Source organism: Vibrio sp. B1REV9 (assembly GCF_905175395.2).
Lineage (GTDB): Bacteria > Pseudomonadota > Gammaproteobacteria > Enterobacterales > Vibrionaceae > Vibrio > Vibrio alfacsensis.
On the sequence record NZ_HG992745.1, the window covers coordinates 1,298,830 to 1,324,941 of the forward strand.

The window sequence follows — 26,112 nt, forward strand, 5'->3', positions numbered from 1 at the left end:
TTAACTTAACCCTTGTGTCGAGTACCCTGCGCAAGCTTTGTGACATTTTTGTCACAATTGCGCAGGAATAAATACAAGGAGGGAACAGATGAGTTCATCTGCTTCAATGAAACAAAATTCACCAAAGAAGCCGCTATTTACGCGTTTTCTAGATACTGTCGAATATTTGGGGAACCTTTTACCCCACCCAATCACGCTTTTTGCCATTTTCTGCCTTGCGATCTTAGTTATGTCGGGAATCGCGGGTTATTTTGAGGTTTCTGTTGTTGATCCTCGCCCAGAAGGTGCTCCTGGTCGGGCGGCAGACGGTATGATCCAAGTGGTCAGTCTGTTGAACGCCGACGGCTTACAATTGATCGTTACAAATCTAGTTAAGAATTTTGTAGGCTTCGCACCATTAGGTACCGTACTGGTTGCGATGCTTGGTGTTGCCATTGCAGAACATTCTGGACTACTTTCTGCTGCAATGCGTGGCCTAGTAATGGGCGCTTCTCAGCGCATGGTTACGGTAACGGTAGTTTTCGCTGGTATCATTTCAAACACGGCTTCTGAGCTTGGCTATGTGGTGTTGATTCCACTCGCGGCAATGCTGTTCCATTCTCTAGGTCGTCACCCACTTGCTGGTCTAGCTGCCGCGTTTGCTGGTGTATCTGGTGGTTACTCCGCAAACCTACTGATTGGTACGGTTGACCCACTGCTTTCAGGTATTACTGAAACCGCAGCACAGATGATTGATCCAACTTACACAGTAGGCCCAGAAGTAAACTGGTACTTCATGTTTGTTTCTACTTTCTTCATCGCGATTACCGGTGCATTTGTTACTGAGAAGATCGTTGAGCCAAAACTTGGCAAATACAATGATGAAGAGGCGGCTGAAGATTTGTCTCAAGATAAGATGGGTGGCCTGACTGACGTAGAGAAGAAAGGTCTAAAACTGGCGGCTATTGCAGTATTGGCTGTTTCTGCACTACTAGCATGGACGATTGTTCCTGCTGATGGTGTTCTACGATCTGATGCAGGCACAGTTGCAGGCTCTCCATTCCTGAAGAGTATTGTTGCGTTCATCTTTGTTTTCTTCGCAGTACCGGGCTTTGTTTACGGTCGCGTTGTTGGCACGATGAAAAATGATCGCGACGTGATTGATGCCATGTCGAAGTCAATGTCTTCAATGGGCATGTACATTGTTTTGGTATTCTTCGCGGCTCAATTTGTTGCTTTCTTCAAGTGGACAAACTTTGGTCAAGTATTCGCGGTAGCGGGTGCAAGCTTCCTACAAGAAATTGGTCTAACTGGCCCAATGCTGTTCTTTGCTTTCATCTTAATGTGTGGGTTCATCAACTTGATGATTGGTTCGGCATCTGCGCAGTGGGCTGTGACAGCACCAATCTTCGTTCCTATGCTAATGTTGGTGGGTTATGCGCCTGAAACGATTCAAGCTGCTTACCGTATCGGTGACTCAACGACGAACATCATCACACCAATGATGAGTTACTTCGGCCTTATCCTTGCTGTGGCGACTCGCTATATGAAGAACCTAGGTATCGGTACGTTAATCGCGACCATGTTACCTTACTCTATTGTCTTCATTGTTGGTTGGAGTGTGCTGTTCTACCTATGGGTATTCGTATTCGGTCTGCCTGTTGGCCCTGGTGCGGCAACGTACTACACGCCTTAATGAGCAATCTCACTCTGCTAAAACAAAGCCTGCATTCATTGCAGGCTTTTTGTTGTTTGGAGCGCTTGGGCGCTAGCGTTTTGCAAGAATTCGGTCGAGGTGATTGGCAAATTCACGGCGCTCTGTTTGAGATAAAGCCGCCGGACCACCCGTTTGGATGCCACTAGAACGCATGGTATCCATAAAGTCACGAATGTTTAAACGTGCTTTGATGGTATCTTTTGTGTATAGCTCGCCTCGAGAACTTAGTGCGAGCGCGCCTTTGCTGATCACTTCATCCGCGAGGGGGATATCAGAAGTAATGACCAAATCGTTGGCTTCAACGCGACGCACAATTTCATTATCGGCGATGTCAAAGCCTGCAGGTACTTGAAGAGTGTGAATGTTCGCCCGCTTAGGTACAGGCACAAGGTGGTTAGCTACAAAAGTGCAATCAACACCGGTTCGCTCAGCAGCACGAACGATAGTTTCGCGGATGACTTTCGGACACGCATCCGCATCTACCCATAATTTCATGATGTTTTCTCACTCAGTTGTGCTTCTAATCGTTCAATACGATCGAGTAGTTTTGCGACGGTATTTTCTAGAACAGCAATACGGTCATCTTCTTTTGGTGTTTGCAGTGCCACTTCGATTTTAGGAACGCCATTTGCGTTCTTCCAGCTCTTGATTGTCGCAATCAGCGCAGGCATTGGTACTGGCGTTTTCATTCGAGCTTTAACCAGTGCTACCGTTGGCTCTTTACCTTGCTGCTGTAGCTGTTCCATCACGGCTTCCAGCTCTTTAGTGATGTCTTGAGTTAACATAATTTGTCCCTACTAAAATGACTTTTATCATCATACTTCGCACGACTTATTTTGGCGAATGGCAATTTCGGTAGCGCCTTGTGCGAGATCTCTTACATAGGTTGTGAGAGAAAACGATTTCGTCATCAACTAAATAGAAAGTAATGAAGTTAAGTGTATGAAATATAATAATTTAACATCTTTTTAACTAAACTTTTCGGCAAAAGATTTTCTAAGGTAGATTGAGATTTAAAGGGAAAAGCGTAAATTAAACCTTGTCGGCAGGAAGCAGACATGGAACAGGAAAGCACCAAGGATTTGGTTATCGTTAGGAAGACGATTTGGTTATTCAGGATGAGTGATCAAGCAAGGAGCGTAGGACATTGTAAGGATACAATCATCAATAGGATGTTGATGACTAAGGATAGACAATGGACCCCTCATAGGATTGAGGCAAGGACAGCATCAGGAAGATGCAATGGACACCGCTCAAGGAACAAGTGATGCGCGCTAACGAGGATTGTTAGCTATCAGGATGATAAGGACACCGCTAGGACGGCGACGTAAGGACCAAGCTGACGGATTCAGCCACTATTATGGATGATGCATGGAGCACTAATTAGTAGCCGGACTGCTGCGAGTAAGACTATGGCCCCGATACGTTTGTGTTGGGGCCTTTCTTATTATTGACGCTTTTATAAATCTAACCAATTGAAAGTCGTCATGTCACATTATTTATAAAATCCTCATAACACTGAATAAAAAACAATCCAGATCAAGTTTCTTTCCAACCAGTTGGTTTAACTTTCGGCTTCTCAAAGGCGTTATGTGCTGCAGTTAAAGCGTATTGCTTATCTACTGCAGATAAATGAAGTTTGCTGTAATCAAGGAATAGATGTGACCATAGTAACCAGAAGAATGCTTCTTCTACCCTACAATGAGTCGTTGCAACTTGAGTTCGTGATGTTGAATTGCTGCGCTAAAAATCGCGCGGAATTGAACGGACCTCATACCGTGTCTTCTGCCAAACAGTTGTTTGAGAAGATTTTGGATGATGAAAATGTCTACAGCATGGCTGTGCTTGAGAGCACAAGTCGTGATTACATGGGACATATATTTATTTCTAACTTGGATCATGAACCTGAGTTAGGTTTTATCTTTGATAAAGCTTATTGGGGTAAAGGGTTAGCGACAGAAGCGTTAAAGGCGTTTTTTCCAAAAGCATGCCATGAGTTAGGGCTGCACAAAGTCAAAGCAAATGTGAATAGCCACCACGACGCGTCAATGGTTGTGTTGGAAAAACTAGGATTTACAAAAAACGGGAGAATAAGGACCTGTATGGCCCTTATTTTGAAATGGAATTTACAAGCGATGTGGCGGTAGGTGAAAGTTCTGCGGCCTAAATCCAACCATGGTTAATTGTCCTTGGTAACAATCATCACCAAGCGATGAAAACTCAAACTGATAGATTGTATGCCAACGCCAGATTCCCTCTGGCGTTTTCAGTTTATGCGCACCAAAAGCCATGCTAACCAACTGCAGATCCAACTGTTCGCATTTTCGCGTGATGGCTGCTTTTGCCAACTCGGATTGACGTCGCTGCTGCCAAAACAGAAAGCAGAAAAAGCATAGCCCTAATATGGCGAGAAGGTCTCCAATCATGTCGAATCCTTGACTATCCTTTTGTGGCTTGCTGCAGTTTGATGAGCGCAGTCGCCAGTTCTTCTGATGGACTTGAATGCAAGAGTGGTAGCAATACCATTCTCAGCTCTGGCAGCATAACCAAATCAGCAAACAATTGGTTAAATAGGGCTTGGTTACCGGTTTGAGCCAGACGCAGTAAAAATTGCTCAGCAACATTTGCATTTGCCAATAGATGCCAAGTACGACCAGCAATACCAATAAGCACTTCTTGGTGGCTCAGACGTGGGCTTGCCAAGATGGTTTTCAATATTGGTAGAGATGTCTCAACTGGAGCACCAGCCAGTGCACGCATCAATGCAGATAACAAGAATAAGTCAGGTTCGTTACTATCCATTTCTCGTTGCGCTTTTTCTGCGATACGTTCAGCCAAACGGTCTTGCAAATCCACATGTTCTAACGCGCCAAGTAAGGCGTAGAGTGGCTCATTTGGTAAGTGATTTAAAGCCTTTCGCAATGTCACACCATTTTGCTCTTTGCCAAGACGCGCTGCCATATCTGTGATGCCCTGCAGACCGACGGTTTGCCAGTTCTCCCAGCCTAGGCCACCAGTGAAGTAATGCTGAGTATGCTCGTAATATTGGCTGGTGGGTAAACCTAAGTTCGCGCGCACTTGGCTGTGGAATACCGCCATTTTTTCTTCAGCAGGTTTGAAAGTGTATGGATTGTTTGAAAGCTTTTGCTGTTGTTCTTCCGAGATATCTGCGCTGAGGCGAGTACCCATGGCTTCAATGACGTATTTGATGAAGTTACCAATATCGGATTGCTTTAATAAACCACGTTCATCCAATTCAAACTTCAGAAACCAAATCCAAGGCTGCTTTTTTTCATTCCAATAGGCGATCGCTAAGTGCGCTTTGCGCTGCATTGGGAATGGGTAAGGACATTGACCTCTTTCTACATCGGCAAAAAGCGATGGGTCGATGGTTTTGATTCGACGACCGAGATCAAAGATCTGATATTCGCAGTGGCTGTTGCTGAGTAACTGGGTGAGGGTATGAATATTTTCCATTAAATACGACATCCTAACGTTCTTTTCACAAGAAATGGTATCATTCTCGGCTAATTCAAGGTTCGAGACAGAATTAATGGCAACAAACACCCAATTGGTCGACTTACTTCAACAACTTGAGGCGCAATTGCAGCAACATGAACTTTGGCAGCAAACGAAGCCATCGGCACAAGCCCTGCAAAGCTCTGAGCCTTTTGCAATTGATACATTGCACCCGCATGAATGGTTACAGTGGATTTTTATAGCAAGGATGCGAGCGTTAGTGGAAAGCTCGCAGCCCTTGCCAAGTGGTTTTTCTATCGAACCTTACTTTGCAGAAGCATGGAAACAAGAGCCACATTACGCTGAGCTGCTCGTGACCATCCGAACCATCGACGAACTATGTAAGTAATCTTAATGTCAGAACAAGAAACATCACACGTTGTTGCTCCAGTGGAGTTGGAGATCGTATATCAGGATGAGTACTTTGTCGCAGTGAATAAGCCTGCCGGTATGTTGGTGCATCGCAGCTGGTTAGATAAGCATGAAACGCTTTTTGTCATGCAAACACTGCGTGACCAAATTGGGCAACATGTATTTCCTTTGCATCGTTTAGATCGTCCAACTTCAGGTGTATTGGTGTTTGCGCTTTCGAGTGAAGTGGCATCGCAAGTTATGCCAATGTTTGCCGAACATAAGATGGAGAAAACTTATCACGCGATCGTTCGAGGTTGGATAGCCGAAGAGGGGGTGCTGGATTACGCACTTAAAGTTGAGCTTGATAAAATTGCAGACAAGTTTGCTTCTCAAGAGAAAGAAGCTCAAGACGCGGTGACGGCTTACAAGCCTTTGGCGAAAGTGGAAGTACCTTACTCAACAGGTCAGTTCCCAACGACGCGTTACTGTTTGATGGAAATGAAGCCGAAGACAGGTCGAAAGCACCAGTTGCGTCGACATATGGCGCACCTACGCCATCCTATTGTGGGGGATACCACTCATGGTGATGGTAAGCATAATAAGTTGTATCGTACGGAGTTCGATTCTCATCGACTGTTGTTGCATGCATCAGAGTTGCGCTTTGTGCATCCGTTTACGAATGAAGAGATCGTAATGAAAGCGGGTATTGATGAAACTTGGCAACAATTGTTTACTCGATTTGAATGGGATGAATCGCTGCTAAAATAACGCACGTAGATCGCTCAGTATACACGAGAGATAAAACGAGAAAGGGGGTGATATTCATATCACTCCCTTTTTTCTCTTTGAGAAATGAAATGGTTTACTTAAGCTTTTCTAGATCGGCTTCGATCTCGGCGATCTTACTCGAAACCACTTTTTCTAGATGACGAAGATCGGACAGAATTTTCTCTTTCACATCCACTTCTGCTGTTTTTACTGGTTTGGTGATTTTGTTTAACTCGTCGATCACTAAGGTCAAGTTTCGGTTGATTTCCGTAATCTCTTTGTACTTGTGGCAGCCACTGTCAATCAACACATTCTTCACTTGGCGTGGGTATTTAAATTTTACGCTTTTAGCGAAGAATTCACCCTTTTGTTTGTGGAAGTATATTTTGAGAACGTCTTTATGAGCTTCTTGTCGAAGGGAATAACGTTCAATCTGTTTTGGGTCGTGAATGCCCAAACCAGTGAGGTGTGGATACATAGGCTACCTCTGTCTAGTCACTAGAATAAGTCTTCTTTGTAACTGTAGCAGCCCACATTTGAGCTAGATAGCTGATATTTAGTCAAATTGCTTAACTTGTGGGCAAGATCGCTCTCGTTCTTGCCCACCGATATTTTGCAAAAGAAAAGTGCCCCTTTGCTATGCAGAAACTGAATCGGCTAACCGTTCAATCAACATTTCGCGTAGCTCTTCTTGCTGTTCTTCGCTCAAGCGTCCACCTGCATCACTTGTGAGGATAAATAAGTCTTCAGCGCGTTCACCAATAGTGGTGATCTTTGCAGCGTGCAAGTTAATACCTAAATCTGCAAAAGTACGTCCGACTTTAGCGAGTAAGCCTGGTGTGTCTAGGGCGACAAACTCCATCAGCGTGCGTTTTTTGCCTTTGGTGGGTAAAAAATCGACTTTAGTTTTTACGTGAAAGTGCTGAAGTTTGTGTGGCGTTCGACGAGTCTTGATCTTTGTTGGACGGCCATCTTCAAGGACATGCGTGATGTGTTTGCTGACTGCACTATGACGAGATTCATCAATGACATTGCCATGGTGATCGAGAACCATGAATGTATCGAGCACATGGCCATCTTTACTGGTCATAATTTGAGCATCATGAACGTTAAAGTTTCGGCGATCGAGCTCCGCGACGACGGTTGCAAATAGTGCGGGTTGGTCTTTGGTATAAACGAACACTTCAGTGCCGCCACGAGTGGCTTTTTTGCTGATCAGAACGAGCGGTTTAGATGGGTCTTCCATGCGCAGTAAATTTTCACAATGCCATGCAATCTGCTTGTGAGTATGACGCAAGAAATAATCGGCTTTGAAGCGTTGCCATAACACTTCAATTTGACGGGCAGAGAACCCTTCTTTGCGAAGCAAAGCAGATGCCATCTGCTGGTTATGTCGGATGCGTTCACGTACATCGACGGGGTTTTCTAATCCTCGGCGTAGGGCTCTTTGAGTGGAATAGAATAACTCAGCAAGCAATGTACGTTTCCAACTGTTCCAAAGTTCGGGGTTAGTCGCGCAAATGTCGGCGACCGTTAAACAGACCAAGAATTCAAGGCGTTCTTCATCCCGAACTTGTTTTGCGAATTCAGTGATCACATCTGGATCGTAGATATCACGACGCTGTGCCGTTACCGACATAATTAAGTGATGACGTACCAACCAGCTAACCAGTTTTGCTTCGGGTTTCGATAAGCCGTGTTCAATACAAAAATCGTAGGCCTCACCCTCGCCAATGACAGAATGATCGCCGCCTCTGCCTTTACCAATATCATGGAAAATAGCAGCAAGAATCAGCAGCTCTTTTTTCTGGATGCGAGGGTAAATTTCGCAGCAGATAGGGTGTTTATTATGGTTTTCTGCATAGCTGAATGTGTTGATGTGTTTAAGTAAGCGAACACTGTGCTCATCGACCGTATAGACATGGAATAAATCAAACTGCATTTGACCAACAATTTGACTCCACTGCGGTAGATACGCGGCAAGAACGCCTAAACGGTGCATTAAGCTAAACGCTTTGTGAAGGGCGTTTGGGTGTCGACATAGAGTCATGAATTTTTCGCGGGCTTCTGGAATGGTATGCAGAAACTTATTTAAACGACGACGTGCTGTGCGAAGCTGGCGAAGAGTAGGAGGGCTGACTCCCTCAATGCTTGAGTCGTTTGCAATGTGAATAAACATATCCAGAATGGTCTCTGGACGCGCTTGGAACAGTGCTGGCTTACGCGCTTCAATTAACGAACCTCGACGTTGAAAGTCTTCATCAATGATTTCAGCATCTTGTGTTGCGCCACCATTGATGATCGCTTGGTCGAATAATTTGAGCAGCATTTTGTTGAGTTCTGAGACACGACGGAGGGTACGGTAGAACTCTTTCATCATCATTTCTACGCCGCGGTTTCCCTCCCCAATGTAGCCTAGGTGCTCAGCAACTTGGGCTTGATGAGCAAAGGTTAAGCGGTTGTCGTAGCGGCGTAATTCAATATGAAGCGCAAAACGAACGCGCCACAAAAAGTCTTGGCATTCAACTAGTTCACGGTATTCGGCATCGGTTAAGAACCCAAAACGGCTCATTTCAAGTAGCGTCGTGGCACCAAAATGGCGGCGAGCCACCCAGCTTAAAGTATGAATGTCTCGTAACCCACCAGGTGTCGATTTGATATCAGGCTCTAAGTTATAGGTGGTGTCATGGTAGCGGGCGTGGCGCTCACGTTGTTCCTGAATTTTGCCTTGGTAAAAGGTTTCACTAGGCCAAAAGGAATCTGATAGCACCACATTTTTTAGGGCTTGGAATGTATTTTCACTGCCGCAAAGCAGGCGTGCTTCTTGTAAGTTAGTGGCTACCGTGAGATCTGAGCGACCGATTTCTGCGCATTGTTCAACAGTGCGTACTGCATGCCCAACTTCAAGTCTCAAATCCCACAAGAGGGTGATGAATTCACTGATTTTGGCTTCAAGTGCATTTGGCAGGCGATGGTTCGATAAGATCAGAATATCAATATCGGATAGAGGGTGAAGCTCGCCACGTCCATATCCACCGACAGCAATCAACGAAATGTTGTGAATATCATTGAAACCAAAGTGTTGCCATAAACGGTTAAGGAGCAAATCCATATATTCAGCACGCGACAACACGAGGTTAGTCACCGGGTGATGATTAAGAAATTCTTGCTTTTGATATGAACTGAATTGTTCGAGTTGTTGTTTAAGTTCGCCGACATTGATTTGCTCATCGGTAAACGTGAGAGGGGACTGAAGTGTCATATTTGCTATCCGTGCAAGCTAAACCTATTAGCAATCTAACAAATTTGATGCTGATAAAAAATATCCCCGCACTGGCGAGGATAGTAATAGATAGAGTTGATTAGATGTTTTTCATTAAGCGAGGAATGGTGTCATCGCTACGAAGAGTGAACACTTCACAACCTTCTTTAGTCACTACGATGGTGTGCTCCCATTGCGCTGAGTTTTTGCCGTCGCCAGTGTAAACCGTCCAGTCGTCTTGGACGTCAACAGTACATCCGAACTTACCTGCATTGATCATTGGTTCAATAGTAAAGCACATACCTTCTTTCAATACGCGGCGATCTTTGTTCTTGTAATGCACCACTTGAGGCTCTTCATGGAACTCATTACCAATACCGTGGCCACAGAAATCTTTAACAATTGAGAACTTATTGCGAGGGTTGTTCTTGTTGTTGTCTTTGATGTATTTCTCGATAGCAGTACCGATGTCACCAACTGTCGCACCCGGCTTCACTTGACGCATACCGATGTATAGCGCTTCTTGGGCAACCATGCATAGGCGCTTGTTCGCAGGTGATACTTCACCCACTAGGAACATTTTTGATGTGTCACCATGGTAACCTTGTGGACGAACACTGAGGTCAGCATTTTCATCGTCAGGAATGATAACGGTAATGTCGACGTTGATGATGTCGCCATCTTTCAAAACCGCAGGTTTCATTTGGCCATTTGCACCCATTTCATCTTCTGCAGCAGGAATGCCGTGACAAACGATGTGGTTGATAGAGGTACAGATTGATTTAGGGAATCCATGGTAATCAAGCGGTGCAGAGTATGCGCCTCTCTCTAGAGCGTAATCGTGACAGATTTGGTTTAGCTCGTCTGTCGTTACACCAGCTTTGATGTACGGTTCGATCATTTCTAGAACGTCTGCGGCTAGCTTGCCCGCAATACGCATGCGTTCGATTTCTTCAGCAGTTTTAATCTTGATTGACATTGGCTTTCTCTACTTATTCGTAAGCACGTGAGCGTGCGAATGACCGCATTCTATCAGACATATTATACGGAACCCAAGTCAGTTCAGAATATGCGTCTCGCTTTCTTTGTATTAGAAGATCGAATTTGTTCATGAGTAACGCGGGGTATTTGATGAACAAGAGAGAATGTAACAAACAATTTTTACTAGCCATGTTGGGCTAAAATATGGTATAAAGCGCGCCGGAATCGAGGGTTGTTCTCTTCATTTTTCTTAAGATTAATGGCGAAGTGGCTTTCTTCCGAATAACTTTTTATCTTTAAATCACACACATTCCGTCACATGTTCCGGGGTGCTGAGCAGAAGCTTGGTCGGAATTATGGGGGATGTGGAGGCCTAACCCCATAGAGGATTTTAAAATGGCAACTGTATCAATGCGCGATATGCTGAAAGCTGGTGTTCACTTCGGTCACCAAACTCGTTACTGGAACCCAAAAATGAAGCCATTCATCTTTGGTGCTCGTAACCGCGTTCACATCATCAACCTAGAAAAAACTGTACCAATGTTCAACGAAGCTCTAGCTGAACTAGCTAAAGTTGGCGAGAAGAAAGGTAAAGTTCTATTCGTAGGTACTAAACGCGCTGCATCTGAAGCTGTTAAAGAAGCTGCTATCGCAAGCAACCAATACTACGTTAACAACCGTTGGTTGGGCGGCATGCTAACGAACTACAAAACAGTTCGTCAATCTATCAAGCGTCTAAAAGAATTCGAAGCACAAGCACAAGACGGTACTTTCGAAAAACTAACTAAGAAAGAAGCTCTAATGCGTACTCGCGAAATGGAGAAGCTAGAGAAATCTCTTGGTGGTATCAAAGATATGGGCGGCCTACCAGACGCTCTATTCGTAATCGACGCTGATCACGAGCACATTGCAATTAAAGAAGCTAACAACCTAGGTATTCCAGTTTACGCTGTGGTAGATACTAACTCTAACCCAGATGGCGTTGACTACATCATCCCAGGTAACGACGACGCAATCCGCGCTGTACAACTATACCTAAACGCTGCTGCATCTGCAGTAACTGAAGGCCGCAACAAAGACGTTGCAGTAGTTGCTGAAAAAGACGGTTTCGTAGAAGCTGAATAATAGCGGCTCTGCGTCACACTTAGTCTATGTGAAACCTTGTTGTAGCATAGATTGAGTTATAGTTAGCAATGGGGGCCGACAATGTAGGCCCCTGTTTTTTACCTTATTTCGAACCAAACGAGGAATAGAGAATGGCAACTGTAACTGCTGCTCTAGTTAAAGAACTTCGCGAGCGCACTGGCGCTGGCATGATGGAATGTAAGAAAGCGCTTGTAGAAGCAAACGCTGACATCGAACTAGCAATTGAAAACATGCGTAAATCAGGCGCAGCGAAAGCAGCTAAAAAAGCTGGTAACGTTGCAGCTGAAGGCGCAATCATCATCAAAGAAGAAAACGGCGTTGCTGTTCTTCTTGAAGTTAACTGCCAAACTGACTTCGTTGCTAAAGACGGTAACTTCACTGCATTCGCAGAAGAAGTTGCAGCTGCAGCTCTAGCTTCTAAAGCTTCTGTTGAAGAGCTTCAAGCTCAATTCGAAGAAGCTCGCGTAACTCTAGTAGCTAAGATCGGTGAGAACATCACTATCCGTCGCGTACAGTACGTTGAAGGTGCTGCAATCGCTTCTTACCGTCACGGTGAGAAAATCGGTGTAGTTGTTGCTGGTGAAGGCGACGCTGAAACTCTTAAGCACGTTGCAATGCACGTAGCTGCTTCTCGTCCAGAGTACGTAAACCCATCTGACGTACCTGCAGACGTAGTTGCTAAAGAGCGTGAAGTTCAAGTTGAAATCGCTATGAACGAAGGCAAGCCAAAAGAAATCGCAGAGAAAATGGTTGAAGGCCGCATGAAGAAATTCACTGGCGAAGTTTCTCTGACTGGTCAAGCGTTCATCATGGAACCTAAAAAATCTGTTGGCGAAATGCTAAAAGAAAAAGGTGCTTCAGTTGCTACATTCGTTCGCCTAGAAGTTGGTGAAGGTATCGAGAAAGCAGAAGGCCTAAGCTTCGCTGAAGAAGTTGCACTAGCTCAAAAAGGTTAATCCTTAGCGAATTGTGCAAATATTAGACCGTGGCCTTGGCTGCGGTCTTTTTATGAGCAAAGGGCGATGCGCCACATTAATATTTGCCTTGTTCAACTTAGATTTACTGTGATCAATTTAGATTTGCCGTGATCAATAGCTATAAGAACCTTTGTATCTATTTATGACTGTTAATCAACAACTCTCTTTTTGGAAGGTAAACTCCATGACTACGAACCCTAAACCAGCGTATCAACGTATTCTATTAAAACTGAGTGGTGAAGCTCTTCAAGGCGAAGAAGGTTTCGGTATTGATCCTGCGGTTCTTGATCGTATGGCTCAAGAAGTTAAGGAGCTGGTTGAACTAGGTGTTCAAGTTGGTGTTGTAATCGGTGGTGGTAACCTATTCCGTGGTGCAGGTCTTGCAGAAGCAGGCATGAACCGTGTTGTTGGTGACCACATGGGTATGCTTGCAACGGTAATGAATGGCCTAGCAATGCGTGATGCACTTCACCGTGCATACGTAAACGCTCGCGTAATGTCGGCAATTCCTCTAAAAGGTGTGTGTGACGATTACAATTGGGCAGACGCTATCCGTGAACTTCGCCAAGGCCGTGTTGTGATTTTCTCAGCAGGTACTGGTAACCCATTCTTCACAACAGATTCTGCTGCGTGCCTACGTGGTATCGAAATTGAAGCTGACGTAGTTCTAAAAGCAACAAAAGTTGATGGTGTATTTACGGCTGACCCTGTAGCAAACCCAGACGCAGAGCTGTATGATAAGCTATCTTACGCTGAAATTCTGGATAAAGAATTGAAAGTAATGGACTTGGCTGCGTTCACTCTTGCTCGTGACCACAAAATGCCAATCCGCGTATTTAACATGAACAAGCCAGGCGCACTACGCCGCGTGGTAATGGGTGAAGCTGAAGGCACTTTGATCTGCGCTGACGCGTAAATCTCAATGCCATTCAACTATTGTTGAGTGGCATTCTGCTTTGCTTAAGCCCCTTAGGCTTTCTTCAGGAAAGATGACATTTTTAAGGTGAAACCGTGATTAACGAAATCAATAAAGACGCGCAAGAGCGCATGGACAAAAGTGTTGAAGCGCTAAAGAACAACCTTTCTAAAGTTCGTACTGGCCGCGCGCACCCAAGCCTACTATCTGGTATCTCTGTAGAATACTACGGCGCTGCTACTCCTCTTAACCAAGTCGCTAACGTTGTTGCTGAAGACGCTCGTACTCTAGCAATCACAGTGTTCGACAAAGAGCTAACGCAAAAGGTTGAGAAAGCGATCATGATGTCTGACCTTGGCCTAAACCCAATGTCTGCTGGTACTATCATTCGTGTTCCACTTCCACCGCTAACAGAAGAGCGTCGTAAAGACCTAGTTAAAATCGTTCGTGGTGAAGCAGAAGGCGCTCGTGTTGCTGTACGTAACATCCGTCGTGACGCAAACAGCGATCTAAAAGGTCTTCTAAAAGACAAAGAAATTTCTGAAGATGAAGATCGTAAAGCACAAGACGAAATTCAAAAACTAACTGACGTAGCCGTTAAGAAGATCGATGATGTTCTTGCTGCGAAAGAAAAAGAGTTGATGGAAGTTTAATACTCCACCTACATCACTGTTGGAAAACGCTGTGCTCACAGCGCAGCGTTTTTTTGTGTTAGTCTATCCAACTGATGGAACTCACTTAACTCCCTATGCAAAATTCTCAAGCCTTCTCTGATTCCCTCCCGAAACATATTGCCATCATTATGGACGGTAATGGTCGTTGGGCTAAGTCCAAAGGAAAACCTCGCGTATTTGGTCATAAAAAAGGCGTTAACGCTGTTCGTAAGACCATCGCAGCTGCATCAAAACTTGGTATTGATGCGGTCACATTATTCGCATTTAGTAGTGAAAACTGGCGCCGTCCTGAAGAAGAAGTCGGTCTGCTAATGGAACTATTTATTTCAGTATTATCCAGTGAAGTGAAGAAACTACACAAAAACAACTTACGTTTGCGTGTTATTGGTGATATCAGTCGTTTCAGTGATCGTTTAAGAGGCAAAATTGCGGAAGCGGAAGCCTTGACGGAAAGCAATACTGGGATGGTGATTAATATCGCGGCTAACTACGGTGGAAAGTGGGATATCACAGAGGCGGCAAAAGCGTTAGCGTCGAAAGCGCGTAACGGTGAGATCCGTATAGAAGACATCAATGAGCAGTTGATTACCCAGCATCTGACCATGGCCGATCTACCAGAAGTTGATCTTTTGATTCGTACCAGTGGTGAATGTCGCATTAGTAACTTTATGTTATGGCAAATGGCGTATGCAGAAATGTACTTTACTGAGGAGTACTGGCCAGATTTTGATGAAGATAGCCTAGTTGAGGCTGTCACTTGGTTTATTAACCGAGAGCGTCGTTTTGGCTGTACGGGTGAGCAAGTCAAAGCATTGATGGCTGCTCAATAAGGACTAGTTAGTTTGAAACAGAGAATAATAACCGCACTAATTTTAGCTCCCCTAGTTATTTTAGGTATTTTTAAATTACCCCTAATGGGCTTTATTATCGCGTTAGCAGCGATAACGCTATTAGGATTTTGGGAGTGGACACAGTTCACAGAGAGCAACTCACGCATTGCGGCATTGGTTCCTGCTGTGGTTGTAACCGGATTGAGCTTTTTGTTTATTTCCCCAGATGTGACAAACCTTAACCATCTTACTTTTTCGCATTACACCGTTTTAGGACTTGGTTTTATCTGGTGGATTGTTGCAAGTGGTATGGCGATTACCTACCCGAAGACCACTAATCTATGGCAACGCAGTAAAGCGCTTCGTCATGTATTTGGCTTTTTGACCCTGATTCCATTCATGTGGAGTGTGATCATTCTTAGAGCGTCTGATATTTCAGTGGATCCATACCACGGCGCAAAATTAGTGCTGTATGTTTGTTTCTTGGTATGGGCTGCAGATAGCGGTGCTTACTTTGCCGGTAAGAGCATGGGTAAGCGTAAAATGGCACCAAACGTCAGTCCAAATAAGACCATTGAGGGTTTAATTGGCGGCATTATAGCAGCACTGCTTGTTGGCTGGCTATTCGCAGGTTGGTTCGATATCCAATTTACCAGCCCTGTACATATGGTCATCATCACGTTAGTTACTGTGGTTATTTCAGTGCTTGGTGACTTAGTGGAAAGCATGTTTAAACGTGTTTCTGGTATTAAAGACAGCAGTAATATCATTCCAGGCCATGGCGGTATTCTCGATCGAATCGATAGCTTAACCGCCGCATTCCCAGTATTTGCTCTTCTCTACTACGTATTCTAATTTATCGGGAGCGGCATCGTCGCTCCTGAGTTTTTCTAACGGTCTTACATCATGCAAAATTTAACGATTCTTGGTGCAACAGGCTCAATCGGTGCAAGCACACTTAAAGTGGTTGAACAAAACCCTGAGCAGTTTTCAGTTGTCGCATTAGCGGCAAGCACGAACGTTGATAAAATGGTTGCGCTGTGCCGTAAATGGCAGCCTAAGTACGCCGTGATGGCGGATAAAGCGGCAGCAACGGCGTTGAAATCTGAACTAGCATCAATTGCGCCAAATACGGAAGTACTCGGAGGTATTGATGCACTTTGTCATGTCGCTTCGCTAGAAGAAGTCGATAGCGTGATGGCAGCAATCGTAGGTGCAGCAGGTTTATTGCCGACGATGGCAGCTGTGAAAGCGGGTAAGCGCATTTTGCTTGCGAACAAAGAAGCTCTGGTTATGTCCGGACAACTGTTTATCGATGCCGTTGCAGAACATGGCGCAGAATTGCTTCCTGTGGACAGTGAGCACAACGCTATATTCCAGTGCCTTCCACAGCAAGTTCAGACTAACTTGGGTCGTTGTAACCTTGAAGAGCATGGTATTTCTTCTATTCTGCTTACTGGCTCGGGCGGTCCGTTCCGTTATACCGATATTGCAGAGTTAGACACTGTGACACCTGCACAAGCGATTGCTCACCCTAACTGGTCAATGGGGCCGAAAATTTCGGTCGATTCAGCGACCATGATGAATAAAGGCCTTGAGTACATTGAAGCAAAATGGCTATTCAATGCAGCTCGCGAGCAACTAAAGGTGATCATTCACCCACAATCAGTTATCCATTCAATGGTGCAATACCGTGATGGTTCTGTATTAGCGCAGATGGGTGAGCCTGACATGGCGACACCAATTGCCCTTACTTTGTCTTACCCATCACGTGTAGATGCGGGTGTGAAACCGCTTGATTTTACCCAAGTTGGTGAGTTGACCTTTCTACAGCCAGATTTTGCCCGTTACCCTTGTTTGAAGCTGGCGATTGACGCGTGTTATGAGGGGCAACATGCGACGACGGCTTTGAATGCGGCGAACGAAGTTGCTGTTGATGCTTTTCTGAATAATCGTCTTGGTTTTACAGATATCGCTCGCATCAATGAGGCGGTATTGAATAAAATCATTGCAAACCATAAAACTGAGAATGTGAATAGCTTGGAAAGCTTGATAGAGCTAGATAGAATGTCACGAACTATCGCCTTAGAACTATTACGTGAGCGTAGCTAATGACTGGTATTTTATGGAATTTGGTTTCTTTTATCGTTGCATTGGGCATTTTGGTTGCTGTGCACGAATTTGGTCATTTTTGGGTTGCGCGCCGATGTGGCGTTAAAGTTGAAAAATTCTCTATTGGCTTTGGTAAGTCGATTTGGAGCAAAGTGGGCAAAGATGGGACTGAATACAGTATTTCAATGATCCCACTAGGCGGCTACGTCAAGATGGTGGATAGCCGTGTTGATGAAGTCCCAGACAACGAAAAGCACATGGCTTTTGATCAGAAGCCACTTTGGAAACGCACATCGATCGTTGCTGCGGGTCCTATTTTTAACTTCTTATTTGCAATTGTGGCATATTGGTTCGTGTTCCTTATCGGAGTGCCCGCAGTTAAGCCAGTAATTGGTGATATTACGCCCAATTCAATCGTTGCTAAAGCAGGAATTGAATCCGGGATGGAACTAAAATCTATCTCTGGCATCAAAACACCGGATTGGGAATCGGTTAATATGGGGCTTATCTCCCATATTGGTGATGACTCTATGACCATCACTTTGTCTTCAGCCGACGAAGTGGGTTCAGAGGTAACCAAAACATTAGATATCCGAGATTGGAAGTTTGATCCTGAAACAGAATCTACGATGCAATCTCTTGGCTTCAAACCCTATACTCCTGAAATTTTCACGGAGTTAGCACAGGTTAGTGAGGGTGGCGCCGCTGAAAAAGCAGGATTGCTTGCCGGTGATGAAATCATCGAGATGGGTGGTCAAAAAGTAACGAGTTGGAATGATGTGGTAGAAGCCATTCGTTCTAATCCGGAAACGCCAATTGATGTTGTTGTATTACGTCAAGGCGAAGAGCAACGATTCACGTTGACGCCAGGTAGCCGTGAGCTAGCTAACAAACAGGTCGTTGGCTTTGCAGGTATCGCACCTGAAGTCGCAGAATGGCCAGAAAGTTATCGCTTCGAATTACAGTTTGGTGTATTCGAGTCTATTGGTAAAGCCGTAGACAAGACCGGACAAGTTATTGGACTGACAATTAGCATGCTGAAAAAGCTGATTGTTGGTGACGTTGGCTTGAACAATTTGAGCGGACCAATTTCAATTGCGAAAGGTGCAGGAGCAACTGCCGATTACGGTTTGGTTTACTTTTTAGGTTTTCTGGCACTAATTAGTGTTAACCTAGGTATTATCAACCTCGTCCCGTTGCCAATGTTGGATGGCGGCCATTTGCTGTTTTTTGCAATAGAAGCAATTATCCGACGCCCAGTACCTGAAAAAATACAGGAAATGGGTTATCGAATTGGTGGTGCGGTTATATTCGCGCTGATGGCGTTGGCGCTATTTAATGATTTTACTCGTCTGTGATAGTTCAGAGACACAAGCAGTAGCAAGGAATAATTAGAACAAGTATGGCGATTAAGCGAATTCTATTTGCAAGTTTACTGGCGACCAGTGTATCCGCAAATGGAGCAGAGAACTTTGTAGTTCAAGATATTGAAATCGATGGATTGCAGCGTGTTGCACTAGGTGCAGCATTGCTGAAAATGCCTGTACGTGTCGGTGATACTGTTGACCAAGGTGATGTCGCAGACATCATTCGCGCATTGTATGCATCGGGTAACTTTGAAGATGTAAAAGTGCTGCGTGATGGCGGTATTTTGGTTGTTCAAGTAAAAGAACGTCCTACCATCGCTAGCATTTCATTTTCAGGCAATAAAGCAATCAAGGACGAGCAGCTACAAGAAAACCTGAACGCTTCAGGCGTTCGTGAAGGTGAAGCGCTTGACCGTACAACGCTTAGCAACATCGAAAAAGGCCTTGAAGATTTTTACTACAGCGTTGGTAAATACAATGCGACAGTAAAGGCTGTTGTAACCCCATTGCCTCGTAACCGTTCTGACTTGAAGTTTGTCTTTACTGAAGGCGTATCGGCAAAAATTCAGCAAATCAACTTTATCGGCAATGAAGTCTTTTCTGATGAAGATCTTCTATCTCGTTTTAACCTTAACGTAGATATACCGTGGTGGAACTTCTTGGCGGATGACAAATATCAAAAGCAAGTGCTTGCTGGTGATATTGAAGCGTTGAAGTCTTACTACCTTGACCGCGGTTACCTGAAGTTTAACGTCGATTCGACACAAGTGGCGATTTCCCCTGACAAAAAAGGTGTATACATTACGCTTGGTCTAGAGGAAGGGGATGTTTACACCGTTAAAGACGTGAAGTTCCGTGGTAATTTGATCGGTGAAGAAGCGACGCTAGAAAAGCTGGTTCCATTTGAAGATAACGAAACTTACAACGGTTCTCGTGTGACTTCGATGGAAGAGAGCATTAAGCGTGTGCTTGGTGAATCTGGTTACGCCTACCCACAAGTGAATACGCTCCCTGAGTTCGACGATGAGAACAAACAAGTTTCTCTTATCGTTAACATTGACCCTGGTAACCGTATCTACGTTCGTGATATTCGCTTTACAGGCAATAACTCAACCAAAGATGAAGTCTTGCGCCGTGAAATGCGTCAGATGGAAGGCAGTTGGCTAAACTCGAAATCGATCGAAACGGGTAAAACGCGTCTAAATCGTCTTGGGTTCTTTGAAAACGTTGAAGTTCAGACGGTTCGTGTGCCTGGCAGTGATGATCAAGTTGACCTGGTTTACACAGTAAAAGAAGCAAACTCTGGTAGTGTTAACTTTGGTGTTGGCTACGGTACGGAATCGGGTGTGAGCTTCCAAGTTGGCTTACAGCAAGATAACTTTATCGGTACTGGTAATCGTGTTGGTATTAACGCGATGATGAACGACTACCAGAAAAACGTGAGCTTAGACTACCGAGATCCATACTGGAACCTAGATGGTGTGAGTTTAGGTGGTAAGATCTTCTATGACGAGTTTGAAGCATCTGAAGCAGGCATTATCGACTATACCAACCAAAGCTATGGTGCGAGTTTGACATGGGGTTTCCCTTTTGACGAACTGAACCGTTTTGAGTTTGGTGTTGGTTACACACACAACAAGATTGGTAACGTACCAACTTACGATCAGGCTGCTAAATTTGCACAGAGTATTGGCCAGCCAGATGGTGACATCAATACTAATGACTTTGATGTCAACGTTTCTTGGACTCGTAATAACTTGAACCGTGGTTATTTCCCGACAGCGGGTAATCACCAGCGTGCATTCTTTAAGGCGACGGTACCGAGTTCTGATGCTCAGTACTTCAAGATGCAATATGACGTTCGCCAGTACATTCCACTAACCAAAAAGCATGAATTTACGCTATTGATGCGTGGCCGCTTGGGTTATGGTAATGGTTACGGTAAAACGGATGGTAACGATAACGTGTTCCCATTCTATGAAAACTACTACGCAGGTGGTTTCACTACGTTGCGTGGCTTTGGTTCAAACAGTGCTGGTCCACGAGCGGTATACACGGATAACTCTGGTGCATGTGGTAACAACGGCTGTATTACGGCGACAGAAGATTCTGTAGGTGGTAATGCGGTAGCATTGGCTAGCCTTGAATTGATCGTCCCAACGCCGTTTGCTTCGGACGAAGTACGCAGTCAAATCCGTACGAGTATCTTCTTCGATATGGCAAGTGTTTGGGATACTGAGTTCGATTACAACAAAGCAGGCGCGGTGACTGGCGATAAGTACTACTACGATTACTCTGATCCAAGTAACTATCGTTCGTCTTACGGTGCAGCGTTGCAGTGGATGTCTCCAATGGGGCCACTGGTTTTCTCACTAGCGAAACCAGTTAATAAATTTGATGGTGATGATGAAGAATTCTTCACATTTACTATCGGTAGAACTTTCTAAAGAGGAATATATTTTGAATAAAATGATCAAAGCGGCTGGGATTGGCCTTGTTGTACTGGGTTCTTCAATGTTTGCTAATGCTGCAGAAGCAGCTCAGAAAATCGCTTATGTAAACACAGCTCAGGTTTTCCAAGCGCTTCCTCAACGTGAAGTTGTTCTACAAAAAATGCAGAAAGACTTCAAAGGTAAAGCAGACGAGCTGAAATCAATTCAAGCGAAAGCTAAGACTAAAATTGAGAAACTTCAGCGAGATGGCGAACTTCTTGGTCAAGACGAGATTGAAAAATTGCGTATTGATATCGCTAAACTAGACAGCGAGTACAAAGTAAAAGCTCAAGCACTAGAAAAAGCAAGCGCTCGTCGCGAAGCTGAAGAGAAAGCGAAACTATTCCGTACTATTCAAGATGCAGTGAAGAAAGTGGCCGATAAAAAAGGTTACGACCTAGTTATTGATATCTCATCACTTCAATACGGTAAACCAGAATACAACATCTCTGAAGATGTTATTAAAGCTCTAAAATAAGACGTTATGAAAACATTAACATTAGCCGAGTTGGCAACTATTACCGGGGGCGAACTATTTGGTGATCAGTCACTTGTAGTGAGTCGTGTAGCTCCGATGGACAAAGCACAAGAGGGTGATGTCACTTTCTTGTCTAACCCAAAATACGCTAAGCACCTTTCAGAATGTAAAGCGACGGTCGTCATGGTGAAAGCCGATCACAAAGATCAGTGTTCTGGTAACGCGCTTGTGGTTGCTGACCCTTACGTTGCTTTTGCTCGTGTTGTTCAAGCAATGGACACGACACCAAAGCCTGCTGATGAGATTGCACCAAGTGCCGTGATCGCAGCAGACGTGAAGATGGGGGCAAACGTAGCAGTCGGTGCAAATGCAGTGATTGAAACGGGTGTAGAGCTTGGCGACAACGTTATTGTTGGTGCGGGCTGTTTTATCGGTAAAAACGCAAAGTTAGGCAACAACACCAAGCTTTGGGCTAATGTTACTATTTATCATGAAGTTTCTATGGGCGATGACTGCCTAGTTCAATCTGGTGCAGTCATTGGTTCTGATGGTTTTGGCTATGCAAATGATAAAGGTGAGTGGATCAAAATCCCTCAGCTTGGTTCAGTGCGCATTGGTAATCGTGTTGAAATTGGTGCATGTACGACGATTGACCGTGGTGCTCTAGAAGACACGATAATCGAAGACAATGTCATTCTAGATAATCAGCTTCAAATCGCGCATAACGTGCAGATCGGATATGGTACTGTGATGCCTGGTGGTACTATTGTTGCCGGCAGCACCAAAATTGGTAAGTACTGCCAGATCGGCGGCGCGTCGGTTCTGAATGGTCACATTACGATTGCAGATGGTGTCGCCATCACTGGTATGAGCATGGTTATGCGAAGTATCGACGAGAAAGGTTTGTATTCATCAGGTATTCCACTGCAAACAAACCGTGAATGGCGTAAGACCGCAACTCGAGTGCATCGCATCGACGAGATGAATAAACGCTTGAAAGCCGTTGAAAAACAGCTGGAACCAAAAGAAGAATCTTAATTCTGAACAAAGACTCGCGAAATGCGAGTCTTTTTCTTCTATAATGACGCGCTATAATCACCAAGCTGGTACATCCTTTGCAGGACATTTCCTGAATCGGTGGCATTTGCCGCTACCTACCATCTTGGTTGTTGAGAATTGATATAGGAAGACGACTTTGACTACTGAAAAGAAAACGATGAACATCTCTGAAATTCAAGAGCTACTACCTCATCGCTACCCATTCTTATTGATCGACCGAGTGATTGACTTCCAGGAAGAGAAGTACCTTCACGCGATTAAAAACGTGTCGGTTAACGAACCTCAGTTCACAGGTCACTTTCCACAACTGCCAGTATTCCCAGGTGTGCTGATCCTAGAAGCAATGGCTCAGGCAACAGGTTTGCTTGCATTTAAATCATTTGGTGCGCCAACTGAAAACGAACTGTACTACTTTGCAAGTGTTGACGGCGCGAAATTCCGTAAACCAGTAGTGCCGGGCGATCAGATGATTATTGAAGTCGAATTTTTGAAAGAGCGTCGCGGCATCGCTGCATTTAAAGGTGTGGCGAAAGTCGATGGCGAAGTAGTATGTTCAGCTGAGCTGAAGTGTGCTCGTCGAGAGTTTTAATATGATTCATGAAACCGCTAAAATCCACCCGGCTGCGGTGGTAGAAGAAGGCGCAAAAATCGGCGCGAACGTGACCGTAGGCCCATTCACTTATATCACTTCAACAGTGGAAATTGGTGAGGGCACTGAGATCATGTCTCACGTCGTAATTAAAGGCCATACGACAATTGGTAAAGATAACCGCATTTTTCCACATGCTGTGATTGGTGAAGAAAACCAAGATAAGAAATACGGCGGTGAAGATACAACGGTTGTTATCGGTGATCGTAACGTAATTCGCGAAGCCGTTCAGGTTCATCGTGGCACCGTTCAAGATAAAGCAACCACGGTTATTGGTGACGATAACTTGCTTTGTGTTAATGCACATATCGCACACGATGTGATTGTTGGTAACCATACGCACATTGGCAACAATGCAATCCTTGGCGGCCACGTAACTGTTGAAGATCACGCAGGTGTTATGGCACTTTCTGCGATTCACCCGTTTTGTACCGTTGGTGCATATGCTTATGTGGGTGGTTGCTCTGCTGTGGTTCAAGACGTACCAGCATACGTACTTGCGCAAGGTAACCATGCAACACCTTTTGGTTTGAACTTGGTTGGCCTAAAGCGCAATGGTTTTGAAAAACCAGAGATTCGCGCGCTACAAAAAGCGTACAAAGAGATTTACCGTTCAGGTAAGACCTTGGAAGAGGTAAAACCAATCCTTGCTGAGATGGCACAAGAGTGGCCTGCAGTGAAGCGTTTCTCAGACATTCTGGAAACCACGGAACGTGGCATTATTCGTTAGTCAACGAATGAGCGATTAAATTGAAAAGATCGCGCCCAATTTGGGCTGCGGTCTTTTTGTGTTTTATGGATAGTGTAATACTCATCATAGTAATACCCATCATAGTAATACCCATTGTGGTAAATAACGGCTCATTCTAGCTTGCTCTTACGCTAGTTTTAGCCGTTGACTCATAGTGATTACTTACTGTAATAGGTATAAACCGCTATCCATAACGCATAGGAAAATGACGAAGTAGATATGGAAAGACCATTACGTATCGGCATCATTGCCGGAGAATTGTCTGGCGACACGCTGGGTGAGGGCTTTATTAAAGCAGTTAAGCAGCAGTACCCAAATGCAGAATTTGTGGGTATTGGTGGTCCTAAGATGATAGCTCAAGGTTGCGAGTCTCTATTTGATATGGAAGAGCTTGCCGTAATGGGACTGGTCGAAGTCTTAGGTCGTCTTCCGAGATTGCTTAAAGTAAAAGCAGAGCTTGTTAAGTATTTTACAGAGAATCCGCCGGATGTGTTCGTGGGGATCGATGCCCCAGACTTCAACTTACGTGTTGAGCTAGATTTAAAGAACGCGGGTATTAAAACGGTGCATTACGTTAGCCCGTCAGTTTGGGCTTGGCGACAAAAGCGCATTTTTAATATCGAAGCGGCAACAAATCTTGTTTTGGCTTTTTTACCTTTCGAAAAAGCGTTCTACGATAAGTTCAACGTACCGTGTGAGTTCATTGGTCATACTCTGGCAGACGCAATCCCGTTGACGTCAGAAAAAGCACCAGCGCGTGAATTGTTAGGCTTAGAACAAGATAAAAAATGGTTGGCAGTACTGCCAGGTAGCCGTGGAAGTGAGTTAAAAATGCTTTCTGAGCCGTTCATTGAAACCTGTAAGTTACTGCATCAAAAATTCCCTGATTTAGGATTTGTCGTCGCTTTGGTGAATCAAAAGCGTCGTGAGCAATTTGAACAGGCCTGGAAAGAATTCGCTCCCGAGTTGGATTTTAAGCTGGTGGATGATACCGCCCGTAATGTGATTACTGCCTCTGACGCCGTGATGTTGGCATCTGGTACGGTTGCGCTTGAATGTATGCTTTTGAAGCGTCCAATGGTGGTGGGTTACCGTGTCAATGCAGTAACGGCATTTTTAGCTAAGCGTTTATTAAAAACAAAGTATGTCTCATTACCTAATATTCTTGCAGATACGGAGTTGGTGAAAGAATACTTACAAGAAGAATGCACTCCAGAAAACTTGTTCAATGAAGTGTCTCGTTTACTAGAGAGCGACAACCAAGAAATGTTGGATAAGTTTACTGAAATGCATCACTGGATTCGCAAAGATGCGGACCAACAAGCCGCAAGCGCGGTTCTAAAACTGATTAAAAAAATAGAGATTTACCATGGCTGTAAAACCAAAAACGACCAAAGCAAAAGTAGAAATACCACCGTTTGAATATCCGCAAGGCTATCATCTGATCGCGGGTGTTGATGAGGTAGGGCGTGGTCCTTTGGTGGGTGATGTCGTTACCGCGGCGGTTATTTTAGACCCGAATAACCCAATTGAGGGCTTGAACGATTCTAAAAAACTCAGTGAGAAAAAACGTCTTGAGTTATTGCCTGAGATTAAAGAAAAAGCATTAGCCTGGGCGGTGGGGCGCTGTTCTCCAGCCGAGATTGATGAATTGAATATTCTTCAAGCGACGATGGTCGCCATGCAGCGTGCGATTGCTGGTTTGAATGTTCAACCTGATTTAGCACTCATTGATGGCAACCGTTGTCCAGACTTGCCAATGGATGCTCAAGCTGTCGTGAAAGGCGATTTGCGCGTTGCCCAGATCAGTGCAGCTTCGATCATCGCTAAAGTCGTTCGCGATCAAGAGATGGAAGAACTGGACAAACAATATCCGCAGTTTGGTTTTGCTAAGCACAAAGGTTATCCGACCAAAGCGCATTTTGAAGCCATTGAGCAGCATGGTGTGATCAGTGAGCACCGTAAGAGCTTTAAACCGGTAAAGAAAGCGCTTGGTATTGAAAATTAAGCGGCTTTCACAGTGATAAGCCCGGTCTTCTTAAGTTAGAATTCCTAATAAGATATAGAACTCCCAACACCAT

25 protein-coding genes and 1 pseudogene are annotated in these 26,112 nt (G+C 44.6%); 19 read left to right on the forward strand and 7 right to left on the reverse strand.

Annotated features, from left to right (window positions below; all coding sequences use genetic code 11):
• The first annotated feature begins 88 nt into the window (after positions 1 to 88).
• A complete protein-coding gene (locus tag KHN78_RS11505; RefSeq protein ID WP_211916130.1) occupies positions 89 to 1,675 on the forward strand; it encodes an AbgT family transporter in 1,587 nt (528 codons plus the stop codon).
• A gap of 72 nt (positions 1,676 to 1,747) precedes the next feature.
• Here KHN78_RS11505 and KHN78_RS11510 read toward each other — a convergent pair whose 3' ends face one another.
• Together KHN78_RS11510 and KHN78_RS11515 are read right to left on the reverse strand one after the other, a co-directional pair.
• Positions 1,748 to 2,191, reverse strand: a complete 444-nt coding sequence (locus KHN78_RS11510; protein WP_211916131.1) for a YaiI/YqxD family protein — start codon at positions 2,189 to 2,191, stop codon at positions 1,748 to 1,750.
• Positions 2,188 to 2,481 (reverse strand): hypothetical protein, encoded by a 294-nt coding sequence (locus tag KHN78_RS11515; protein WP_211916132.1) that lies wholly within the window; start codon positions 2,479 to 2,481, stop codon positions 2,188 to 2,190. Before KHN78_RS11515 ends, KHN78_RS11510 begins: the two co-directional genes overlap by 4 nt.
• An 897-nt stretch (positions 2,482 to 3,378) precedes the next feature.
• On the opposite strand from KHN78_RS11515, the pseudogene KHN78_RS11520 reads away from it, so the two are divergent.
• Positions 3,379 to 3,863 (forward strand): annotated as a pseudogene (locus KHN78_RS11520) (GNAT family N-acetyltransferase).
• Here the strand turns inward: KHN78_RS11520 and KHN78_RS11525 are convergent.
• Both KHN78_RS11525 and KHN78_RS11530 read right to left on the reverse strand, forming a co-directional pair.
• The gene (locus tag KHN78_RS11525; RefSeq protein ID WP_211916133.1) at positions 3,823 to 4,122 is read right to left on the reverse strand and encodes a DUF3301 domain-containing protein; all 300 of its coding nucleotides are present in this window, start codon (positions 4,120 to 4,122) and stop codon (positions 3,823 to 3,825) included. The pseudogene KHN78_RS11520 and the gene KHN78_RS11525 overlap by 41 nt on opposite strands.
• A 13-nt stretch (positions 4,123 to 4,135) precedes the next feature.
• Complete coding sequence (locus tag KHN78_RS11530; protein WP_211916134.1) at positions 4,136 to 5,173, reverse strand: DUF3549 family protein; 1,038 nt, start codon at positions 5,171 to 5,173, stop codon at positions 4,136 to 4,138.
• Positions 5,174 to 5,249: 76 nt separating this feature from the next.
• Between KHN78_RS11530 and KHN78_RS11535 the strand changes: the two genes are divergently transcribed.
• Both KHN78_RS11535 and truC read left to right on the forward strand, forming a co-directional pair.
• A complete protein-coding gene (locus tag KHN78_RS11535; protein WP_211916135.1) occupies positions 5,250 to 5,564 on the forward strand; it encodes a YqcC family protein in 315 nt (104 codons plus the stop codon).
• A 5-nt stretch (positions 5,565 to 5,569) separates the two neighbouring features.
• Positions 5,570 to 6,337, forward strand: a complete 768-nt coding sequence (truC, locus tag KHN78_RS11540; protein WP_211916136.1) for a tRNA pseudouridine(65) synthase TruC — start codon at positions 5,570 to 5,572, stop codon at positions 6,335 to 6,337.
• 94 nt (positions 6,338 to 6,431) lie between these two features.
• Here truC and KHN78_RS11545 read toward each other — a convergent pair whose 3' ends face one another.
• The 3 genes from KHN78_RS11545 to map all read right to left on the reverse strand — a co-directional run bounded on the left by KHN78_RS11545 (position 6,432) and on the right by map (position 10,578).
• Complete coding sequence (locus tag KHN78_RS11545; RefSeq protein ID WP_211916137.1) at positions 6,432 to 6,815, reverse strand: DUF3461 family protein; 384 nt, start codon at positions 6,813 to 6,815, stop codon at positions 6,432 to 6,434.
• Positions 6,816 to 6,974: 159 nt separating this feature from the next.
• On the reverse strand, positions 6,975 to 9,599 hold the full coding sequence (gene glnD / locus KHN78_RS11550; RefSeq protein ID WP_211916138.1) for a bifunctional uridylyltransferase/uridylyl-removing protein GlnD: 2,625 nt from the start codon (positions 9,597 to 9,599) through the stop codon (positions 6,975 to 6,977).
• 100 nt (positions 9,600 to 9,699) lie between these two features.
• The gene (map, locus tag KHN78_RS11555) at positions 9,700 to 10,578 is read right to left on the reverse strand and encodes a type I methionyl aminopeptidase (protein WP_128810375.1); all 879 of its coding nucleotides are present in this window, start codon (positions 10,576 to 10,578) and stop codon (positions 9,700 to 9,702) included.
• Positions 10,579 to 10,976: 398 nt separating this feature from the next.
• Here map and rpsB point away from each other — a divergent pair, with 398 nt between their 5' ends.
• From rpsB to rnhB, 15 genes are all read left to right on the forward strand, one after another.
• A complete protein-coding gene (rpsB, locus tag KHN78_RS11560; protein WP_128810376.1) occupies positions 10,977 to 11,705 on the forward strand; it encodes a 30S ribosomal protein S2 in 729 nt (242 codons plus the stop codon).
• Between the two features lie 131 nt (positions 11,706 to 11,836).
• Complete coding sequence (gene tsf / locus KHN78_RS11565; protein WP_128810377.1) at positions 11,837 to 12,682, forward strand: translation elongation factor Ts; 846 nt, start codon at positions 11,837 to 11,839, stop codon at positions 12,680 to 12,682.
• A 205-nt stretch (positions 12,683 to 12,887) separates the two neighbouring features.
• The gene (gene pyrH / locus KHN78_RS11570; protein WP_010449750.1) at positions 12,888 to 13,619 is read left to right on the forward strand and encodes a UMP kinase; all 732 of its coding nucleotides are present in this window, start codon (positions 12,888 to 12,890) and stop codon (positions 13,617 to 13,619) included.
• 95 nt (positions 13,620 to 13,714) lie between these two features.
• On the forward strand, positions 13,715 to 14,272 hold the full coding sequence (frr, locus tag KHN78_RS11575) for a ribosome recycling factor (protein ID WP_010449748.1): 558 nt from the start codon (positions 13,715 to 13,717) through the stop codon (positions 14,270 to 14,272).
• A gap of 95 nt (positions 14,273 to 14,367) precedes the next feature.
• A complete protein-coding gene (locus KHN78_RS11580; protein WP_211916139.1) occupies positions 14,368 to 15,123 on the forward strand; it encodes an isoprenyl transferase in 756 nt (251 codons plus the stop codon).
• 12 nt (positions 15,124 to 15,135) lie between these two features.
• On the forward strand, positions 15,136 to 15,978 hold the full coding sequence (locus KHN78_RS11585; protein ID WP_211916140.1) for a phosphatidate cytidylyltransferase: 843 nt from the start codon (positions 15,136 to 15,138) through the stop codon (positions 15,976 to 15,978).
• Positions 15,979 to 16,029: 51 nt separating this feature from the next.
• Entirely contained in the window at positions 16,030 to 17,235 is a 1,206-nt protein-coding gene (gene ispC / locus KHN78_RS11590; protein WP_211916141.1) for a 1-deoxy-D-xylulose-5-phosphate reductoisomerase, read from the forward strand.
• Positions 17,235 to 18,593, forward strand: a complete 1,359-nt coding sequence (rseP, locus tag KHN78_RS11595) for a sigma E protease regulator RseP (protein WP_211916142.1) — start codon at positions 17,235 to 17,237, stop codon at positions 18,591 to 18,593. The genes ispC and rseP overlap by 1 nt, the downstream gene beginning before the upstream one ends.
• Before the next feature lie 44 nt (positions 18,594 to 18,637).
• Positions 18,638 to 21,049, forward strand: coding sequence for an outer membrane protein assembly factor BamA (gene bamA / locus KHN78_RS11600; protein WP_211916143.1), 2,412 nt, complete (start codon positions 18,638 to 18,640; stop codon positions 21,047 to 21,049).
• A 13-nt stretch (positions 21,050 to 21,062) separates the two neighbouring features.
• Positions 21,063 to 21,572, forward strand: a complete 510-nt coding sequence (locus KHN78_RS11605) for an OmpH family outer membrane protein (protein ID WP_164837150.1) — start codon at positions 21,063 to 21,065, stop codon at positions 21,570 to 21,572.
• 6 nt (positions 21,573 to 21,578) lie between these two features.
• Positions 21,579 to 22,610 carry a UDP-3-O-(3-hydroxymyristoyl)glucosamine N-acyltransferase gene (lpxD, locus tag KHN78_RS11610; protein ID WP_211916144.1) on the forward strand — a complete coding sequence of 344 codons (1,032 nt, stop codon included), beginning with the start codon at positions 21,579 to 21,581 and terminating at the stop codon, positions 22,608 to 22,610.
• Positions 22,611 to 22,767: 157 nt separating this feature from the next.
• A complete protein-coding gene (gene fabZ, locus KHN78_RS11615; RefSeq protein ID WP_009707417.1) occupies positions 22,768 to 23,220 on the forward strand; it encodes a 3-hydroxyacyl-ACP dehydratase FabZ in 453 nt (150 codons plus the stop codon).
• A gap of 1 nt (position 23,221) precedes the next feature.
• Positions 23,222 to 24,010, forward strand: coding sequence for an acyl-ACP--UDP-N-acetylglucosamine O-acyltransferase (gene lpxA / locus KHN78_RS11620; protein WP_128810383.1), 789 nt, complete (start codon positions 23,222 to 23,224; stop codon positions 24,008 to 24,010).
• A 240-nt stretch (positions 24,011 to 24,250) separates the two neighbouring features.
• Complete coding sequence (gene lpxB / locus KHN78_RS11625; protein ID WP_223917780.1) at positions 24,251 to 25,453, forward strand: lipid-A-disaccharide synthase; 1,203 nt, start codon at positions 24,251 to 24,253, stop codon at positions 25,451 to 25,453.
• Entirely contained in the window at positions 25,401 to 26,039 is a 639-nt protein-coding gene (rnhB, locus tag KHN78_RS11630; protein ID WP_211916145.1) for a ribonuclease HII, read from the forward strand. Before lpxB ends, rnhB begins: the two co-directional genes overlap by 53 nt.
• Positions 26,040 to 26,112: the final 73 nt, after the last annotated feature.

What these genes read in the sequence shown, in the direction of transcription:
- rpsB (WP_128810376.1), top strand. Translation starts at nt 10,977, where the DNA reads ATGGCAACTGTATCAATGCGCGATATGCTGAAAGCTGGTGTTCACTTC.
- lpxB (WP_223917780.1), top strand. Translation starts at nt 24,251, where the DNA reads ATGGAAAGACCATTACGTATCGGCATCATTGCCGGAGAATTGTCTGGC.
- lpxA (WP_128810383.1), top strand. Translation starts at nt 23,222, where the DNA reads ATGATTCATGAAACCGCTAAAATCCACCCGGCTGCGGTGGTAGAAGAA.
- bamA (WP_211916143.1), top strand. Translation starts at nt 18,638, where the DNA reads ATGGCGATTAAGCGAATTCTATTTGCAAGTTTACTGGCGACCAGTGTA.
- KHN78_RS11525 (WP_211916133.1), bottom strand. Translation starts at nt 4,122, where the DNA reads ATGATTGGAGACCTTCTCGCCATATTAGGGCTATGCTTTTTCTGCTTT.
- truC (WP_211916136.1), top strand. Translation starts at nt 5,570, where the DNA reads ATGTCAGAACAAGAAACATCACACGTTGTTGCTCCAGTGGAGTTGGAG.
- glnD (WP_211916138.1), bottom strand. Translation starts at nt 9,599, where the DNA reads ATGACACTTCAGTCCCCTCTCACGTTTACCGATGAGCAAATCAATGTC.
- ispC (WP_211916141.1), top strand. Translation starts at nt 16,030, where the DNA reads ATGCAAAATTTAACGATTCTTGGTGCAACAGGCTCAATCGGTGCAAGC.
- KHN78_RS11510 (WP_211916131.1), bottom strand. Translation starts at nt 2,191, where the DNA reads ATGAAATTATGGGTAGATGCGGATGCGTGTCCGAAAGTCATCCGCGAA.
- tsf (WP_128810377.1), top strand. Translation starts at nt 11,837, where the DNA reads ATGGCAACTGTAACTGCTGCTCTAGTTAAAGAACTTCGCGAGCGCACT.
- pyrH (WP_010449750.1), top strand. Translation starts at nt 12,888, where the DNA reads ATGACTACGAACCCTAAACCAGCGTATCAACGTATTCTATTAAAACTG.
- KHN78_RS11530 (WP_211916134.1), bottom strand. Translation starts at nt 5,173, where the DNA reads ATGGAAAATATTCATACCCTCACCCAGTTACTCAGCAACAGCCACTGC.
- KHN78_RS11535 (WP_211916135.1), top strand. Translation starts at nt 5,250, where the DNA reads ATGGCAACAAACACCCAATTGGTCGACTTACTTCAACAACTTGAGGCG.
- map (WP_128810375.1), bottom strand. Translation starts at nt 10,578, where the DNA reads ATGTCAATCAAGATTAAAACTGCTGAAGAAATCGAACGCATGCGTATT.
- rseP (WP_211916142.1), top strand. Translation starts at nt 17,235, where the DNA reads ATGACTGGTATTTTATGGAATTTGGTTTCTTTTATCGTTGCATTGGGC.
- rnhB (WP_211916145.1), top strand. Translation starts at nt 25,401, where the DNA reads ATGGCTGTAAAACCAAAAACGACCAAAGCAAAAGTAGAAATACCACCG.
- KHN78_RS11545 (WP_211916137.1), bottom strand. Translation starts at nt 6,815, where the DNA reads ATGTATCCACACCTCACTGGTTTGGGCATTCACGACCCAAAACAGATT.
- KHN78_RS11580 (WP_211916139.1), top strand. Translation starts at nt 14,368, where the DNA reads ATGCAAAATTCTCAAGCCTTCTCTGATTCCCTCCCGAAACATATTGCC.
- KHN78_RS11515 (WP_211916132.1), bottom strand. Translation starts at nt 2,481, where the DNA reads ATGTTAACTCAAGACATCACTAAAGAGCTGGAAGCCGTGATGGAACAG.
- KHN78_RS11505 (WP_211916130.1), top strand. Translation starts at nt 89, where the DNA reads ATGAGTTCATCTGCTTCAATGAAACAAAATTCACCAAAGAAGCCGCTA.
- lpxD (WP_211916144.1), top strand. Translation starts at nt 21,579, where the DNA reads ATGAAAACATTAACATTAGCCGAGTTGGCAACTATTACCGGGGGCGAA.